Annotated in this window: 15 protein-coding genes; 4 read left to right on the top strand and 11 right to left on the bottom strand. The window is 41.0% G+C overall.

What is annotated here, in order from left to right; all coding sequences use genetic code 11:
* Window positions 1–26: 26 nt before the first annotated feature.
* Window positions 27–1346 (bottom strand): UDP-glucose dehydrogenase family protein, encoded by a 1320-nt coding sequence (locus tag ACTJJQ_RS12160; RefSeq protein ID WP_242731171.1) that lies wholly within the window; start codon window positions 1344–1346, stop codon window positions 27–29.
* A gap of 114 nt (window positions 1347–1460) precedes the next feature.
* The gene (locus tag ACTJJQ_RS12155; RefSeq protein ID WP_003214884.1) at window positions 1461–1604 is read right to left on the bottom strand and encodes a hypothetical protein; all 144 of its coding nucleotides are present in this window, start codon (window positions 1602–1604) and stop codon (window positions 1461–1463) included.
* Window positions 1605–1790: 186 nt separating this feature from the next.
* Here ACTJJQ_RS12155 and ACTJJQ_RS12150 point away from each other — a divergent pair, with 186 nt between their 5' ends.
* Window positions 1791–3398, top strand: coding sequence for an SWIM zinc finger family protein (locus ACTJJQ_RS12150; RefSeq protein ID WP_440600224.1), 1608 nt, complete (start codon window positions 1791–1793; stop codon window positions 3396–3398).
* Window positions 3385–6162 carry a DEAD/DEAH box helicase gene (locus ACTJJQ_RS12145; RefSeq protein WP_440600223.1) on the top strand — a complete coding sequence of 926 codons (2778 nt, stop codon included), beginning with the start codon at window positions 3385–3387 and terminating at the stop codon, window positions 6160–6162. Before ACTJJQ_RS12150 ends, ACTJJQ_RS12145 begins: the two co-directional genes overlap by 14 nt.
* Before the next feature lie 72 nt (window positions 6163–6234).
* Here the strand turns inward: ACTJJQ_RS12145 and ACTJJQ_RS12140 are convergent, their stop codons facing one another.
* The 3 genes from ACTJJQ_RS12140 to ACTJJQ_RS12130 form a co-directional block, all read right to left on the bottom strand.
* Complete coding sequence (locus ACTJJQ_RS12140) at window positions 6235–7023, bottom strand: STAS domain-containing protein (protein WP_019743575.1); 789 nt, start codon at window positions 7021–7023, stop codon at window positions 6235–6237.
* A 153-nt stretch (window positions 7024–7176) separates the two neighbouring features.
* Window positions 7177–8037 (bottom strand): Cof-type HAD-IIB family hydrolase, encoded by an 861-nt coding sequence (locus ACTJJQ_RS12135; RefSeq protein ID WP_211256834.1) that lies wholly within the window; start codon window positions 8035–8037, stop codon window positions 7177–7179.
* Window positions 8038–8428: 391 nt separating this feature from the next.
* The gene (locus ACTJJQ_RS12130) at window positions 8429–8785 is read right to left on the bottom strand and encodes a hypothetical protein (protein WP_281201189.1); all 357 of its coding nucleotides are present in this window, start codon (window positions 8783–8785) and stop codon (window positions 8429–8431) included.
* 117 nt (window positions 8786–8902) lie between these two features.
* On the opposite strand from ACTJJQ_RS12130, the gene ACTJJQ_RS12125 reads away from it, so the two are divergent.
* Entirely contained in the window at window positions 8903–9313 is a 411-nt protein-coding gene (locus ACTJJQ_RS12125) for a YwpF-like family protein (protein ID WP_003215215.1), read from the top strand.
* A 27-nt stretch (window positions 9314–9340) separates the two neighbouring features.
* Here ACTJJQ_RS12125 and mscL read toward each other — a convergent pair whose 3' ends face one another.
* A complete protein-coding gene (mscL, locus tag ACTJJQ_RS12120; RefSeq protein ID WP_007497563.1) occupies window positions 9341–9736 on the bottom strand; it encodes a large conductance mechanosensitive channel protein MscL in 396 nt (131 codons plus the stop codon).
* Between the two features lie 126 nt (window positions 9737–9862).
* The gene (gene fabZ, locus ACTJJQ_RS12115) at window positions 9863–10297 is read right to left on the bottom strand and encodes a 3-hydroxyacyl-ACP dehydratase FabZ (RefSeq protein WP_024718731.1); all 435 of its coding nucleotides are present in this window, start codon (window positions 10295–10297) and stop codon (window positions 9863–9865) included.
* Between the two features lie 219 nt (window positions 10298–10516).
* Between fabZ and ACTJJQ_RS12110 the strand changes: the two genes are divergently transcribed.
* Window positions 10517–11572, top strand: coding sequence for a tetratricopeptide repeat protein (locus ACTJJQ_RS12110; RefSeq protein ID WP_213407043.1), 1056 nt, complete (start codon window positions 10517–10519; stop codon window positions 11570–11572).
* Window positions 11573–11586: 14 nt separating this feature from the next.
* Here the strand turns inward: ACTJJQ_RS12110 and ACTJJQ_RS12105 are convergent, their stop codons facing one another.
* The 4 genes from ACTJJQ_RS12105 to spoIIID all read right to left on the bottom strand — a co-directional run bounded on the left by ACTJJQ_RS12105 (window position 11587) and on the right by spoIIID (window position 14874).
* The gene (locus tag ACTJJQ_RS12105; RefSeq protein WP_007497568.1) at window positions 11587–12405 is read right to left on the bottom strand and encodes a flagellar hook-basal body protein; all 819 of its coding nucleotides are present in this window, start codon (window positions 12403–12405) and stop codon (window positions 11587–11589) included.
* Between the two features lie 29 nt (window positions 12406–12434).
* Window positions 12435–13274, bottom strand: coding sequence for a flagellar hook-basal body protein (locus tag ACTJJQ_RS12100; protein WP_017360018.1), 840 nt, complete (start codon window positions 13272–13274; stop codon window positions 12435–12437).
* A gap of 134 nt (window positions 13275–13408) precedes the next feature.
* Window positions 13409–14410 (bottom strand): cell shape-determining protein Mbl, encoded by a 1002-nt coding sequence (gene mbl / locus ACTJJQ_RS12095; protein ID WP_007497573.1) that lies wholly within the window; start codon window positions 14408–14410, stop codon window positions 13409–13411.
* A gap of 185 nt (window positions 14411–14595) precedes the next feature.
* Entirely contained in the window at window positions 14596–14874 is a 279-nt protein-coding gene (spoIIID, locus tag ACTJJQ_RS12090; RefSeq protein ID WP_008343327.1) for a sporulation transcriptional regulator SpoIIID, read from the bottom strand.
* Window positions 14875–15178: the final 304 nt, after the last annotated feature.

Genomic DNA, 15178 nt, shown 5'->3' with positions numbered 1-15178 from the left:
ACACATGAAGTTATCGGTTTTTCTCATTACATATAAATAGGAGAGACAGGCCTGCGCCCAATAGAATGATACTCGACACCAGCTACTTCTGCCGCTTCAAGCGTATGACAATTCCGGCCATCAAAAATGATCGGCTGCCTCATGAAATCTTTATAAGCTGAAAGTGGAAATGACTGAATATCGGCCCACTCAGTTAATATACAGACAGCATCAGCATCCTTGATCGCCTCTTCAATCGTTTGAGCAAAAAGGACTTGATCAGGCAGTTCTTGAGCTGCATTGCGAGCGGCAGCAGGATCATAGGCTACGATCTCCGCTCCTAATTGATGGAGCTGATGAGCGATTGGGATTGACGGCGCCTCTCTCATATCATCTGTATTCGGCTTAAAGGAAAGGCCAAGAAGAGCCATTCTCTTCCCTTCCAAGTTTTCTCCCATCCGCTCCTTCACACTTCGAATAAAACTTGCTCGCTGCTCATTGTTGACTTTGATGACAGCCTTCAATAGCTCAAAATCATGGGACACATGCCCTGCAATTTGGACAAGGGCATTAGTATCCTTCGGAAAACAGGAACCTCCGTAACCAATGCCTGCCCTAAGAAACGAAGCACCAATCCGCTGATCGAGTCCCATCCCCTCTGCAACTCTCTCAACATCAGCTCCCGTTTTTCCACAAATCGAAGCAATTTCATTCATGAAGCTGATTTTTGTGGCAAGAAATGCATTTGATGCGTATTTGATCATCTCTGCGCTTTTCCGATCTGTTCTCACGAATGGAATGTGGAATTCCGCATACATAGACTCTAGCTGATCTAATCCGTTCTTCGTTTCGGCTCCAATCACCAGCCGATCCGCTCGCAGCGTATCTGAGATGGCAGACCCTTCTCGTAAAAATTCTGGATTCGATGCAATAGATAATGGCTCCTTACGACCTAACACGTGATGAATCAAATGATCAATTTGATCGCCCGTTCCGACAGGCACTGTACTTTTCACGACAAGCACTGCGCCTGGCTTTGCTTGTAAGCCCATCTCCTTTGCCGCTTGAAAGACATACTGCAAATCTGCTTGACCGTCTGCCTGCTGCGGGGTACCGACAGCAATCATTAACACGTCAGCCTGCGAATAGGCTGACACTCCATTAATATGAAAACGAATGCGTCCTTGCTCCATATTCCGTTTGAGCAGTTCTTTTAATCCCGGCTCGTACATCGGAGGATTCCCTTGCTTCAGCTGCATGACCTTCCGCCGGTCAATATCCATACATGTCACATCATGTCCTGCCTCTGCTAAACACACCCCTGTGACAAGCCCTACATATCCACAGCCTGCAATCGCAACCTTCATGACACATCAGCTCCCCATACTCCTTATGCTTGTAATGTCATCGTATGCCGGGGATTTTCGTTCCATTCATAAAAGCATACAAAAACCCCCTGCTGAGAGAGCAGGGGGCTACTTTTATGAAACAAGGCCATTTCGAATATGAGCAATCAGATTTTCAAGCATTTCTTTTGTTGTGACATCATTGGAATTTTCACCAATATCATGAGCGTACATCAAAATCTTTAAAAACTCTTCTTGATTTAAACCCTTATTATCCATGTCTGTATCCTTTCGATTCCACTAATTTCATTATTATATGCTGTATGGTTGGTTTATGCAATACTCTATTACATCATTCGACAGCTTTTGAAATTTATGACCATTTTCATGAAAAACTTTTTTATAAATCACCATTGAGCTATAATAAAAGAATTGGAATCTTTTACTTGGTTAGGAGCGGATCAAATGCTTCAGCACAACATCAACGAAGAAGAAATCAAACAAACAGCCGAACAGATCAAAGAACTTCTTCCTGCAACAGATGAAAACAAGCAACTCATCAAAAAAGCATTGATTACTTATAGACAGGACAGCGTATATCGGCTCAAGCAAGAGTCTGATACCGAATGGTCAGCTTATGTACATGATGTCGTGGCAGCAAGAGTCCACCTTCATGTGCTGTTTCCAGTGAGAAGCAGCTGCTCATGTCCAGCTGATGGACTATGTAAACATATCCTCGCTGTCTTCTTTTCGCTATACGCTCAAGTAGAGAGTGTGACCGGCTTTACAGAAAATTGGTCAGAGAAGGATGAATTACAGCGCAGCAAAGAACTCATTCGCCAGCACTTCCAAGTGAAGCGCCCAGATGAACAATCACTTCAGAGCTGGCTGAATTTTTTCCAGGAGGAATTTCACCTCTGGCTGAAACGGACACCGAAACACCAGCAAACGCCACAGCATTTGTATTATGGCTATTTATCGATCCTGAAAAAACACGCACCCACTTCACCTGAATTCAAGAGTTTGTATGCGATTCATACGTCCATCGATGTGTGGTTAAGGCTCCATGAGCTAATCGACCTCGGCCGCCTTGATGCCGAAAAAGACTTTTATTCGATGAATCCATATGTAGAACAGCTCATGAACACCATTTTTGATTCAGTGGATCATTTGAGGACATACGCCCTTTCCTTTTCCCTCGATCCGTTTCTTGAAAACACACCAACTGCCGTTCGGACACTTCTTCAAATCAGCGGACCTTTCCAGCATGAACGAGTTGCGGTCTTTATGGAAATGTGGGGAACTATATTAAATAGAGGGAAATGGGTCAAAAAAGAAACAGAATTACTCAAGAGCGCCCAACAGCAGGAGCAAACGGTTGAGCGCACCATTGGGCTGATGCATATGGATTATTTGCTAAAAGAAGACGAAAGACTCTTCCAGCAATTAAAATTGCTCAATGCAGATATGCTGCCAAATGTGCTCAATTGGCTAAAGGATCTCACAAACCGCAAGGACTGGAAGCGTCTCAAACTTTGGTATCGAGAGATCACATATGTATTAGAAGAATATTGCCAGCTTGACCTATCTTATAGAGAACTGCGTGGAGCCGTCAGCGATTTCTTCTTTTATTTAGACGCGTACTTTAAACAGACGAAAGATCATTTCTTGTATGAACGCTATCTCCAAATCTGTATGCCTTATGCCTTTACTGAATATAGTCAGCTCTTATATGCACAAGAACGCTATGCAGAATGGATTGAAATACACAGCCTTGTTGGTTTCTCTATCAGTGAATTGGAGAAAGAACTGATCAAACAGATTGCAAAGGAAGAGCCTGAAGCACTCATTCCTTCATACCACCGGGAAATCTCACTGCTTCTCGATCAAAAGAATCGAAGTGCTTACCGGGAATCTGTGAAAATGCTCAAAAAACTGCGTACGCTTTATCATAAAACGAAAAAAAACGCGGTGTGGGAAAGATATGTACAGCAGCTGCAAGATTCAACAAAACGGCTGCGTGCGTTCCAAGAGGAAATGAAGAAAGGAAAATTAATTGATGACACGCCATAAACAAATTGTCATTCATGCAGAACAAACCGAAGATTTCTCTTTCACCATTTCAGCGCAAGCAGAGGACGGACAGCCTGTACCGCTAAATGAAATGAAGAGGCAGCTTTTCCAATGGCACGAATCATCTTTTTACGGAACATTCTTAGAAGATGTGAGCTTTATTGGCACACCTGCCTTCCTGTTAAGTCCTTGGATGACCGTTGAATTGCTAGGGAAAAATTCATTCAATACTTTCAGCCATGTGACGTTAACGGATGAAACAGAGCCGCTTATGAAAACAGCCTCAACCATTTACGAATTCATCGAGGATGAAGATTTTGTCCCAGATTTCGAGGCATGGACAAAAGGCATGCTTCGCTTTAAAGACAAAGAAGGCCTGTTAGATGGCTACACAGCTGATTGGTTCTCCTTTGCCGTAAAGGATTACATTCAATATGATGATGCCTTGCAGCACAAATGGAACCGAATGACTGTACAATCGCCTGCTCTTTCCTCCTTCCAAGGACATTTTTTAGATGAACAGGATTTCTTGGAAACGATCGGCTGGATTGATGATGAGACGCCTTTCACTGTCGGCTTGCGTTTAAATGAGCCTGATTTCGACGGGGATGATTGGAAAATTGAATTGTTTTTGCGTGATAAGAAAAACAGTGATCTGCATTTCTTTGAAGGCATCCGTTCTTTAAAAAAATCATGGCGTCCGTTTCAAGAAAAAATCACCAGAGAGCTGGAGCGGTTCGGTCAGATTGTCCCTTGGCTCTCATTTACATCTGGTACCACCCTCATGTCAGAAGAAGAAGCGTGGCTCTTCCTATCTGAAGCGAGTGAAACACTTGTGAACATGGGGATTGAGATCCTGCTCCCATCATGGTGGCAGATCGTCAAAGAAAGCACCATGATGCTAAAAGCACGGATTTCCTCCACACCACGAGGCGAATCGCATGTTGGAATGGATGCCCTTATGGACTTTAATTGGCGCTTTGCCACAAACGGGATTGAGCTGACAGAAGATGAGTTCAACGAGCTTGTTCAAAGTAAACGTCGTCTTGTCAACATTCGTGGACAATGGATTAAAATCGATCCGACCTTTATCCAGCAAATGAAGAAATGGATGGAGCGCGCTGAGAACGAAGGACTTCATATGTCGGATATTTTATCACGTGAACTCGCAGACCAAGAGGCCTCCTCTGAGTCGATTCCTGAGCTGCTAGACAGTTCGGCCTTTGCCCATATTCAATTTGAACTTTCGTCTCAACTACGAGGACTTGTTCATCAGTTAAATGATACACAAGAGCTGCCATCCTATGAGATGAGTGAGTCCTTTAAGGGCACACTGCGCCCGTATCAGCAGCACGGTGTCAACTGGCTTCTGTTCTTAAGGTCTCATGGATTCGGGGCTTGTTTAGCAGATGATATGGGACTTGGAAAAACGATTCAAATGATCGCTTATTTCACCTATTTGAAGGAGCATCAACAAGACGCCGCTCCATCTCTCATCATTGCACCGACTTCCGTATTAGGGAACTGGCAAAGAGAGCTTGAAACATTCGCACCACATTTGAATGTCGCTCTGCATTATGGACCGTCACGTCCACAAGGTGAGAACTTTACAAAAGCGTACGAATCAACAGATATCGTCCTCACTTCGTATGGTCTCTCACATTCTGACCGTGATGAATTAACAGCAGCCAAATGGAATACCATTTGCTTAGATGAAGCCCAGAACATTAAAAATGCCCATACGAAACAATCGAGAGCCATTAGGCAATTAAAAGGACAGCACCACATTGCCCTCAGCGGGACACCGATGGAGAACCGCTTGACAGAGCTTTGGTCTATTTTCGACTTCGTGAACAAAGGATATCTCGGCAGCCTGACCAGTTTTCATAAAAAGTTCGTCCTTCCGATTGAAAAAGACCGTGAAGAAAAAAGAATCCAACAGCTACAGCAGCTGATCAAGCCATTCTTATTAAGACGAACAAAACAAGATGAAGAAGTCGCACTCAATCTGCCAGAGAAACTAGAAGAAAAAGAATTCATCCCGTTATCTGCAGAGCAGGCATCTTTATATGAACAGCTGGTCAAAGATACATTCGAACATATGGCCTCATTAACAGGGATGCAGCGGAAAGCCATCATTTTAAGTATGCTTGGCAGACTCAAACAAATTTGCGATCACCCTGCTCTTTATTTAAAAGAGAGCGGAACAGATGTGAAATTGTTGAAGCGTTCATTAAAAATGGATAAATTAGCAGAGCTGTTAAAAGCCATACACGAACAAGGAGAAAGCTGTCTCATTTTTACGCAGTATATTGAAATGGGCAACATGATCAAACAGCTCGCCGAAAAGATGTTTGGAGAACCAGTTCAATTTTTAAATGGGAGCTTATCAAAACATGATCGGGACAAAATGGTGGAACGCTTCCAGAAAAAAGAGTTCAACATCTTAATTCTTTCTTTAAAAGCAGGAGGAACCGGACTAAACTTAACCGCCGCCAATCATGTCATTCACTACGATAGATGGTGGAATCCTGCTGTAGAAAACCAAGCAACAGACCGTGCTTACCGCATCGGGCAAAAGCGGTTTGTGCACGTCCATAAGATGATCACAACCGGCACGATAGAGGAAAAAATTGATCAAATGCTCGAAACAAAACAAACGTTAAATGATCAAATTATCCAAAGTGAAAGCTGGATTACAGAGCTGTCAACGAACGAACTAGAAGATTTATTCACGTTAAGTGCAGCCGCTCAATCATCGTAATGACAGCAAAAAGAGGACTTTTCTCAAACTTGATGAAAAGTCCTCTTTTTTTAATCTCAGCTAAAGGAATGCTTAAATTTGCAGCTTTTTCAATGCAGATTTCACATTCATATACGTATTCAACTCGCGGAAGTCCTCTCTCATTTCTCCCATTTTCATCGCAAGATTTGGTTTAATACCTGTCACGATCAGTTCAGTGCCAGTCATTAAAATCAAATCATTCAGCTTAAAGATCGCATCTGCCACAAATGAATCCACCTCTAATAAACCAGACAGATCCACAATAAAGTAATCGTCTTTGGATTGAGAGATATAAGTGGAGACTGTTGAGATGATTTTATCAAATCTTGGTGCTGTTAACGTACCAATGATCGGCAGGACAGAAATACCATCCTTCACCGGAACAATTGGGACAGAAATATTCAATACTTCATCAATGGATTGCTCAAGAAGCTCTTGCTGTTCCTTCTCTTTCGTAACATCCTTTTGCAGACCAACGAAATAAAGGCGTTTCCCTTCATTTTCATCAATCCATAGAGGCGCCACACTTAACTCGTTCCAAAACATTTGACCAGATTTTTTATAGTTTTTCAACTGAACAGTGACAGCCTCTTTGTTTTCAATGGCTGTCCTAATTTGTTTGAGAGCAATCTGTTCAGTTTCATCTCCTTGAAGGAAACGACAGTTCTTTCCTAATACTTCGGTTTCTTGATAGCCTGTCATATCTAAAAAGCCCTTGTTCACATATATTAAAGGATTATCAGGTAAAGACGGGTCCGTCACCGTCAGGCCAACCTGAGTATAGTCTAAGGCTTCCTTGATTAAATGCAGATTGTCGGACTTATAAGATTCCAGCGCCATTCGTTTACTCTCCTTAACTTCCTTACAAGCGGGTTATATTCATAATTAAATTATATGATGTTCCATAGCAGGTGTAAATAGAAGTAGTTCTGAATTCCTCTTTTGTAGAATGCGCTTCATCCTATGTCATTTATACAAATACATACGATTCAATTATTTCAAAAGATGTTGAATCATATGTGCCACACCATGTTCATCATTTGTTAACGTGACGTGATCAGCTAATTCTTTTATATCCTTTCTCGCATTCCCCATTGCAATTCCAACCCCAGCTGCCCGAATCATTGATTCATCATTTAAACTGTCTCCTACAGCCGCTGTTCGGCTTAATGGAATACCGAGCTTTTCTGCCAGCCTGGTTAACGCCTGCCCTTTCGACGCTTCCTTTGCTCCAATTTCAAAGTTATGATCAGCCGAACTAACCAATGTTAATTCAGAATCATGTCCAAACGCATCCCATCCGGCTTTCAATCTGTCTTGAAAAAATGAGAAACCTAAGATGTTATAAAACGAAAGATTCTGATCCTCACGAAACAATTCTTGATATGTATCAATATAAGCAAAACCAGACTGGCTGTATTGAACTTCAGCCGCTTGCTCAAGAACACGCTGATCCGTTTCTGGATTTGCACTCTTTAAGCGGTCCATTTCTATCGCCAGAAGCTCCCTGCCGCGGTTTGGTGTGTAAATGGCTTCATTCGTAAACACTTCATAGTAATAATCACGCTCCTCAAGCCATGATAAGATGTGTTTTGCTTTTTCTTCTTCTAGAACAGCCGAATGATATACCTGACCTTCTGGATCATGAATCACAGCTCCATTAGCACTGATGACCCACGTATTCATCCCAAGCTGATCAAAAATAGATTTCACATCAAAATACGCTCTTCCTGTTGAAACGACAACCTCAATCCCACTCGCCGCTGCTTCCTTTAACGCCTGCTCGTTTTCCTGACTCACTTTGTGCTCACTGTTCAATAAAGTTCCGTCTAAATCCGTTGCGATTAATTGAATGTTTGTCATCGGTCTCTCCTTTTTTGCCTGCATTTTCAGTTGACCTTCCGTTTATCAAATCCATCATCATTATGAAATGAGTATCCACTATTTGCAAGGGATGATCGGCTTATCAATGAATATAAGAGTACCCGGTCACGCTACATGACCGGATACGCACAAGGGGATTCACAGGGGACACATGACTGATACAAAGAAACCTTGGTTCTACTATTACGCAGTGAATATGTGTACAAGGCAAAGTCTATCAGCTATAGCTAGAGGAGGGCCGCGAGATGCTAGACCTTTGCCTTTTGCCTCCTTTCCTTTCAGCTAACCCTAGTCTACTGAGAAATAGCACAAGAGACAAAAAACGAAAATGATAAAATCGTTCTTCAAATTCTTTATTTCCTCAATCATTTTTACTTTTTACCGCTTGCGTATAAAACATCATCTTATTTTGTTTGACGAAATACTTATTTTTCATAAATTGATAAAAAACATCTGAATGAATCCAATTACTAGAAGGCATGTGAATATAGTCAGACCCGTCCCACGCAAACCAATAAAAACAAAGCCTTCCATCATGAATTGACAATTGAAATTCGAAACAGTCCATTTGATCGTCTGTCACGTATTGAAAAGTGAGGGACTCCCCTTCTTCCATATACACATCACAAAATGAGAGAATGTCTCCCCATGTATAGATCCTCACATTGCTTTCCTTTTCCTCACCAATATGTATGTTTCGAAGTTGATAGGACTCCATAAAACATCTCCTTTCACTTATATGCAGCTAGTTCTGAGTAGGTAGCGGTTTCATTTATACAGATGTTGTATGCTATAATGATACTTACGAATAATGAACGCTTGTGAGGTGATAAATATGAAAACCTTTAGGCTGATTGATTTAAAAATCGAACTTGATCCAAAGCAAGATAAAATGTCCAGCATTCCCCTTCGTGACGGCTTAATCATTAATAAAGAAGATGGCGAAAATCACTGGATGATCGAGGCACTGATCCCAAAGAAGCATAGACAAGTGTTTGAAGTGCTCTTTCAGCAGCATACAGAAGTAAAGATTCTCGTGACGATTACAAAAGAAAACAACCGCCCTGTTCATCTATCGGTCCAAGTCAAAAACATCGTTGCCTTAGAAGAAAACATATCTGTATTACTCGACGGTAAAATGATCACAAATCGTTACAGAACAGAAACCGAAGAAGTATTAAAAGACCTCGTCAAAGAGGGGCTATCAGGAGAAAAACTGCTGGATGCTTTTAAACAGAACACATAAAAAAGAGCGGGATGAGCCGCTCTTTTTCTATTGCACATCTTTCGATTGGCTTTGATTTTTCAATAAATCTCTAATTTCGGTTAACAACACTTCCGTTTGATCTGGCGTTTCAACCACTTCCTCTTCCTCTACCTTTTTCCGTTTTAATTTATTTAAATAACGAATAAAGATAAAAATGGAAAAGGAGATAATCAAGAAGTCGACCACTGTTTGAATGAAACTTCCATACAAAATTTGAGCAGAACCGATTTTAATAGACAATCCACTAAAATCATGCCCCCCAACAATAATACCAACAAGCGGCATAATTAAATCATTCACAAGAGAAGTGACAATTTTGCCAAATGCTCCCCCGATGATGACACCGACAGCAAGGTCAATCACATTCCCCTTGACGGCAAACTCTCTAAATTCTTTCAGCATTCTTTATCACCTTCATCTTTTTTTGTCTAATATGACGTTTTTTTGTCAAAAAAGCAAGTCCTCATCCGCTCTTGCTGAATGTTTCCATATAAAAAACGGTTCATACAAGATGAACCGTCAGACACATTACGATACTTTCGGACCGATAGAAAATGTCAGTTCTGCTTCACATGCCACTTCGCCATCTACTGTTGCAACTGCTTTTCCTTTGGCAACTGGACCGCGAAGACGTGTGATTTCAACCTCTAAACGTAGCTGATCGCCTGGCTTGACCTGTCTTTTGAATCGGCAGCTGTCAATCCCTGCAAACAAACCAATTTTCCCTTTGTTCTCTTCTTTACCTAACATGATGACCCCAAAAACTTGAGCAAGCGCTTCTACAATAAGCACACCCGGCATGACGGGGTATCCAGGGAAATGGCCATTAAAAAATTCTTCATTTACTGTGACATTTTTGATTCCAACCGCTCTTTTCTCACCATCAACTTCTAAAATACGGTCAACCAATAAAAATGGATAACGGTGTGGAATAATGTCTTGAATTTGCTGAGCATCAAGCATGTCTTGATCTCTCCTTCTTTTCTATATCGCTAATCTTCATTTGATTCCTATTGAAGTATATTATGAATGCAGTCATTTTTCAATGTTCAGCCAACATTTATGGTAAAAAATAGAATCTATCATTACCTATTGTCATGAAATATAATCCACTCTACACTCATCGTTTTTTCACAAATATGGTAATATATATTACATCATTGATTGAATAAGAGGGTAAAAATGAATTTTATAAGCGATAAATCCATTAAAAAACTTCTCCATTCGTGGTATACAATGCTAAAACATCGACATTTTTCGAAGGCTGAAGAGATCAAAACGTCCTTAACCAAATATAAACGTAGATTGTCAAAGAAACAGGAGCTTCATTTACATTATCAGCTTATGCTTTTTCGGCACCAGCTCTGGATGAACCAAACAGAAGACTTAGAAAAACTGAAGCATGAACTCACGCTCCACAAAGATCAAATGAATGATCAACTGCAATATTATTTTTACTTTTTTCTCGGTTTATACGAATCTTTAAAGAGCGATCAAAATGATGCCATTCATTATCTTGAAAAAGCAGAAGAAAAACTGCCCCTGCTAGACGATGAGCTAGAGGAAGCGGAGTTTCATTTCCGTACAAGTGGTGTTTATTATAACAACCGCTATTCACTGTTATCCATTCGACATGTTAAAAAAGCCATGGATATCTTTGCAAAGCACGGGGATATCCACAGCATTTATCGGTGCAAAATTGTGCTCGCACTTAACTTTAGTGATCAAAAAAAATATGAAGAAGCAGAAGCTATTTTTATTGAAATTATCGAATACGTGAAAATGATTGATGACCAAGAACTGCTTGGTATCGTTTATTATGACGCTGGTTTTATCAAGTCGAGACAGAATCGTCATAAGGAAGCACTAGAATACTTTAAAAAAGCGCTTCGGCTCCCAGCATACCGGAAATCTGCCCACTCCTATGTATCTTGTCTCTATGAAACTGTGCGTTCCTGTTTTAAAGAGAATTTAACTGATGAAGGAATGAAGTATATTCAAAAAGGGCTAAAAGAAGCCGTTGATGCCCAATTTGATCTATTAAGAATCAAGTTCCAAATTTTATTCCTTCTCTACAGCCAAACGCCCAAGGCAGATGAACAGATTGCTACACTCGTCACATGTCTTGAACGAAAAGAAGCCTGGATTGATCTTGAAGATCTGCTTGCAGATGTCTCAGATTTTTATAAAAAAAAGGGCGACTTTGAGCGAGCCGCCTTTTTTATCATGAGAGGCTGACATCCGCCTGCTCATTATCGAATGGTATTAATGAGTCCTAGCATTTGATCGCCCATCGTAATGGTTCTTGAGTTCATCTGATACGAACGCTGTGTTGTCATGAGGTCTGTTAATTCTTTAGACATGTCTACATTCGACGTTTCAAGTGCACCTTGCTGAAGTTGAATGGCCTGACGGTTTGCGCCATTCAGTGCCGTTAAAGCGCCTTGATAGTTGCCGTCGACTGAGAACAAATTTTCTCCTTCAGAGATGAGTGCTGAAGAATTATTCACTTGAACAACCCCAAGGTTCACCTGCTGATTCGGTTGATTGCCTCGAGAGATAGCTGTAAGCCGGCCATTTTTATCGATAGAAATATCACGGAAATTTGCATTTAAGACAATCTCATTCCCGTTTTCGTCAAGAATCGGATGGCCTTCGCTTGTCACCAGCTGGACTTGATTCCGATTATTTCCTGGCTGTAAATAAAGAGAGCCATCTCTTGTATACCGGATGTTACCGCCAGCATTGACCTGCAAATACTGAGATGGCGCACCAAATGCAACATCAAGGTCACGGCCTGTTTCTTTAATAGACCCTTGCAATGAGTTAATGGATGCATTGACCATCGTTCCAGTTCCAAGCCTTAAACCAGCAGGTGTCAGACGACTGTTTGCCACCTGCTCATTTTTTTCATCTACCTGATTAAACTGTTGTCTGACCAGCTCTGAAAAACGGGTATTTTTCGCGCGATACCCTGTTGTTTCACTGTTTGCAATGTTATTACTAATGATATCAAGCTGCTTTTGCACCTCGTTCATTGACACAGCTGCATTGATCATCGTTCTAAGCATGAGAATCCTCCTCTCTCTTCATTTCTTCATTAATACACTCTTCCGATTTCGTTTACTGCTTTTTCTAAACTTTTATCATATGCCTGAACCACTTTTTGGTTTGTTTCAAATGCGCGGTAGGCTGTTGTCATTTCTGTATATGATTTCGTCACATCAACGTTCGACAGCTCTGATACACCTTGGCTTAATGTATAGGACATTTGACCGTTATTGACCGCACTTGGAAGAGGCTGGTTATCAGCTGTACGGTATAAATCATTTCCTTCACGCGCAAGGTTTCTTGTATCCATTGCAACACGTACATCAATTTGTCCAAGATTTTGTCCGTTTTCACTCACGGTTCCATCTGCGTTCACTTTGAAATTCTCACTTTGAACGGTAATCGGCTGACCCGTCACGGAAAGAAGGGCACGTCCATTGATCGTCAACTGATTTTGATCATTCAATGTAATGGAACTGCTTTTCGTATAACGAACGCCTTCTGGTGTATTCACAGCATAAAAAAGCGCTGACTTTTGATTTGTCTCCGGGTTGATGGGTACATTATTTTCTACTAATGCGATATCCGTTGTTTGATCCGTTGTTTTTAATGTTCCTTGTGTAAATTGAGGAATCAATTCCTGCATGTATGTTCCCGTATTAATTCCGCCAATCGCCGTTTGCTGAGGGATACTAAAGCCTTTGCCTGAAGATGTTTGGAAACGTCCTGATTCCATTCGGCTTAGCAGCATTTCTGGAAATGCGCGCATGGCCCCTTCATCTGCTTTATAGCCTGGAGTATTCGCATTTGCGATATTATTTGAAAGCATTTCTGTCCGCCGCTCTTGAGCGATCATGGCAGATGTTGCGGTGTATAGTCCTTTTAACACGTGCTCACCTCATTCAAATTCTTTCACATGACCTAAAATCATCAGTACACAATCTTCTATGAAATATATCGGCATATTGGCAGGCTTCTTTAATAAAAATCCCCCATTCTTTCTAAAAAGAATGAGGGAAATCATTAGCTGAGTTTACGCTTTGGCAGCTTGTCCATATTATCAAGCATCACGCCAGTACCAACTGCTACACAATCCATTGGATTTTCTGCAACGAAAACTGGTACTTTCAGCTCTTCTGCAAGCAATTGATCAAGCCCGTTTAGAAGCGCTCCGCCACCAGTAATGATGACGCCGCGGTCAATGATATCAGCTGATAATTCAGGTGGTGTTCTTTCAAGAACTTGTTTCGCAGCCTGAACAATGGCAGATACAGATTCACGTAATGCTTCTTCTACTTCTTTGCTTGTGACGGTAATCGTTCTTGGTAATCCTGTCACCATGTCTCGTCCACGAATCGAGATCTCTTCGTGACGTGCGTCTGGGAATACCGTTGCAACTTGGATCTTAATGTCCTCTGCAGTTCGCTCACCGATCAACAGCTTGTACTCTTTTTTAATGTAGTTTAGAATTTCCAGGTCAAATTTGTCTCCAGCCATTTTAATAGAAGAGGCGGTTACAATGTCACCCATCGAGATGACAGCGATATCTGTCGTTCCGCCTCCAATATCTACGACCATGTTTCCACTTGGCTGAAAAATATCCATACCAGCACCAATTGCTGCTACTTTTGGCTCTTCTTCAAGAAATACATGCTTCCCGCCGCTTTTTTCAGCAGCTTCTTTGATTGCCTTCTGCTCAACAGATGTAATGTTTGTCGGGCAGCAGATGAGCATACGCGGCTTAGAGAACAGCCCTTTCACATTCAATTTGTTAATAAAATGCTTGAGCATCGCTTCAGTTACTTCAAAATCAGCAATTACGCCATCTTTTAATGGACGAATCGCAACAATATTCCCAGGCGTACGTCCAACCATACGTCTCGCTTCTTCTCCAACAGCTAATACTTTCCCGCTGTTTTTATCAAGAGCGACAACAGATGGTTCATTTAACACAATTCCTTTTCCTTTGACATGAATCAGTACATTTGCAGTACCAAGATCAATTCCAATATCCCTAGCAAACATCTATATATATCCTCCTTGAAAATCTGTTTCCATAGCAAATACCACATTCTGCCCTAATTATATATTCTATCATAATTTGAAGAAAAAAAGATATTTCTTTACAAAAGTCTTTACAAAATTTGTGGTTAGAAACTACCGATAAGAGGAAGATATATATATCATGTTTATGAACAAAGAACTAAAGCTTACTGTTTTACAGGCTCACCTTCTAAAATTTCTTCTTTTTTATACTTTAACTTTGTGGCTTCTCCCCCTCGCAGGTGACGGATTGATTTATGATAATCCAGTATCTCCTTCACTTCGTTAGCCAGATCTGGATTAATTTCTGGCAGTCTTTCTGTTAGATCCTTGTGTACAGTACTTTTAGAGACTCCAAATTCTTTCGCAATTACACGAACGGTTTTCTTTGTCTCCACGATATACTTTCCTATCTTGATTGTTCGCTCTTTGATGTAATCGTGCACACCACTCGACCTCCCTAAAATGGATGTGAGAAGTGTGAAATGAGATCCGTATCAATATTATCCATTTTCAGCGGCGCTTGTTCGTCTTAATTTCTCATCCATTAGGTAGTAAATGCCAAACACGATCCCTCACCTCAAACACTCTCTTTGTCAGGTTTGTAACAGTGTATTAGCATTGCATAGGGAATATGCTAAAAATGAAGATGGGACAAGGGATTTATCAGAAAAGACAAAACAAAAAATCATTTCGAGTGGCGAAAATTTTCACTTTACAAGCATCGGTGTAACACGTAAAATAGGAAAG

The sequence above is a fragment of the Bacillus sp. 22483 genome, assembly GCF_052044605.1.
Classification (GTDB): Bacteria; Bacillota; Bacilli; order Bacillales; family Bacillaceae; genus Bacillus; species Bacillus altitudinis.
The sequence above is the reverse complement of the archived record's forward strand: the minus strand, read 5'-3'. Positions and strand labels throughout refer to the sequence as shown.

What these genes read in the sequence shown, in the direction of transcription:
- ACTJJQ_RS12160 (WP_242731171.1), bottom strand. Translation starts at nt 1,346, where the DNA reads ATGAAGGTTGCGATTGCAGGCTGTGGATATGTAGGGCTTGTCACAGGG.
- ACTJJQ_RS12155 (WP_003214884.1), bottom strand. Translation starts at nt 1,604, where the DNA reads ATGGATAATAAGGGTTTAAATCAAGAAGAGTTTTTAAAGATTTTGATG.
- ACTJJQ_RS12150 (WP_440600224.1), top strand. Translation starts at nt 1,791, where the DNA reads ATGCTTCAGCACAACATCAACGAAGAAGAAATCAAACAAACAGCCGAA.
- ACTJJQ_RS12145 (WP_440600223.1), top strand. Translation starts at nt 3,385, where the DNA reads ATGACACGCCATAAACAAATTGTCATTCATGCAGAACAAACCGAAGAT.
- ACTJJQ_RS12140 (WP_019743575.1), bottom strand. Translation starts at nt 7,023, where the DNA reads ATGGCGCTGGAATCTTATAAGTCCGACAATCTGCATTTAATCAAGGAA.
- ACTJJQ_RS12130 (WP_281201189.1), bottom strand. Translation starts at nt 8,785, where the DNA reads ATGGAGTCCTATCAACTTCGAAACATACATATTGGTGAGGAAAAGGAA.
- ACTJJQ_RS12125 (WP_003215215.1), top strand. Translation starts at nt 8,903, where the DNA reads ATGAAAACCTTTAGGCTGATTGATTTAAAAATCGAACTTGATCCAAAG.
- mscL (WP_007497563.1), bottom strand. Translation starts at nt 9,736, where the DNA reads ATGCTGAAAGAATTTAGAGAGTTTGCCGTCAAGGGGAATGTGATTGAC.
- fabZ (WP_024718731.1), bottom strand. Translation starts at nt 10,297, where the DNA reads ATGCTTGATGCTCAGCAAATTCAAGACATTATTCCACACCGTTATCCA.
- ACTJJQ_RS12110 (WP_213407043.1), top strand. Translation starts at nt 10,517, where the DNA reads ATGAATTTTATAAGCGATAAATCCATTAAAAAACTTCTCCATTCGTGG.
- ACTJJQ_RS12105 (WP_007497568.1), bottom strand. Translation starts at nt 12,405, where the DNA reads ATGCTTAGAACGATGATCAATGCAGCTGTGTCAATGAACGAGGTGCAA.
- mbl (WP_007497573.1), bottom strand. Translation starts at nt 14,410, where the DNA reads ATGTTTGCTAGGGATATTGGAATTGATCTTGGTACTGCAAATGTACTG.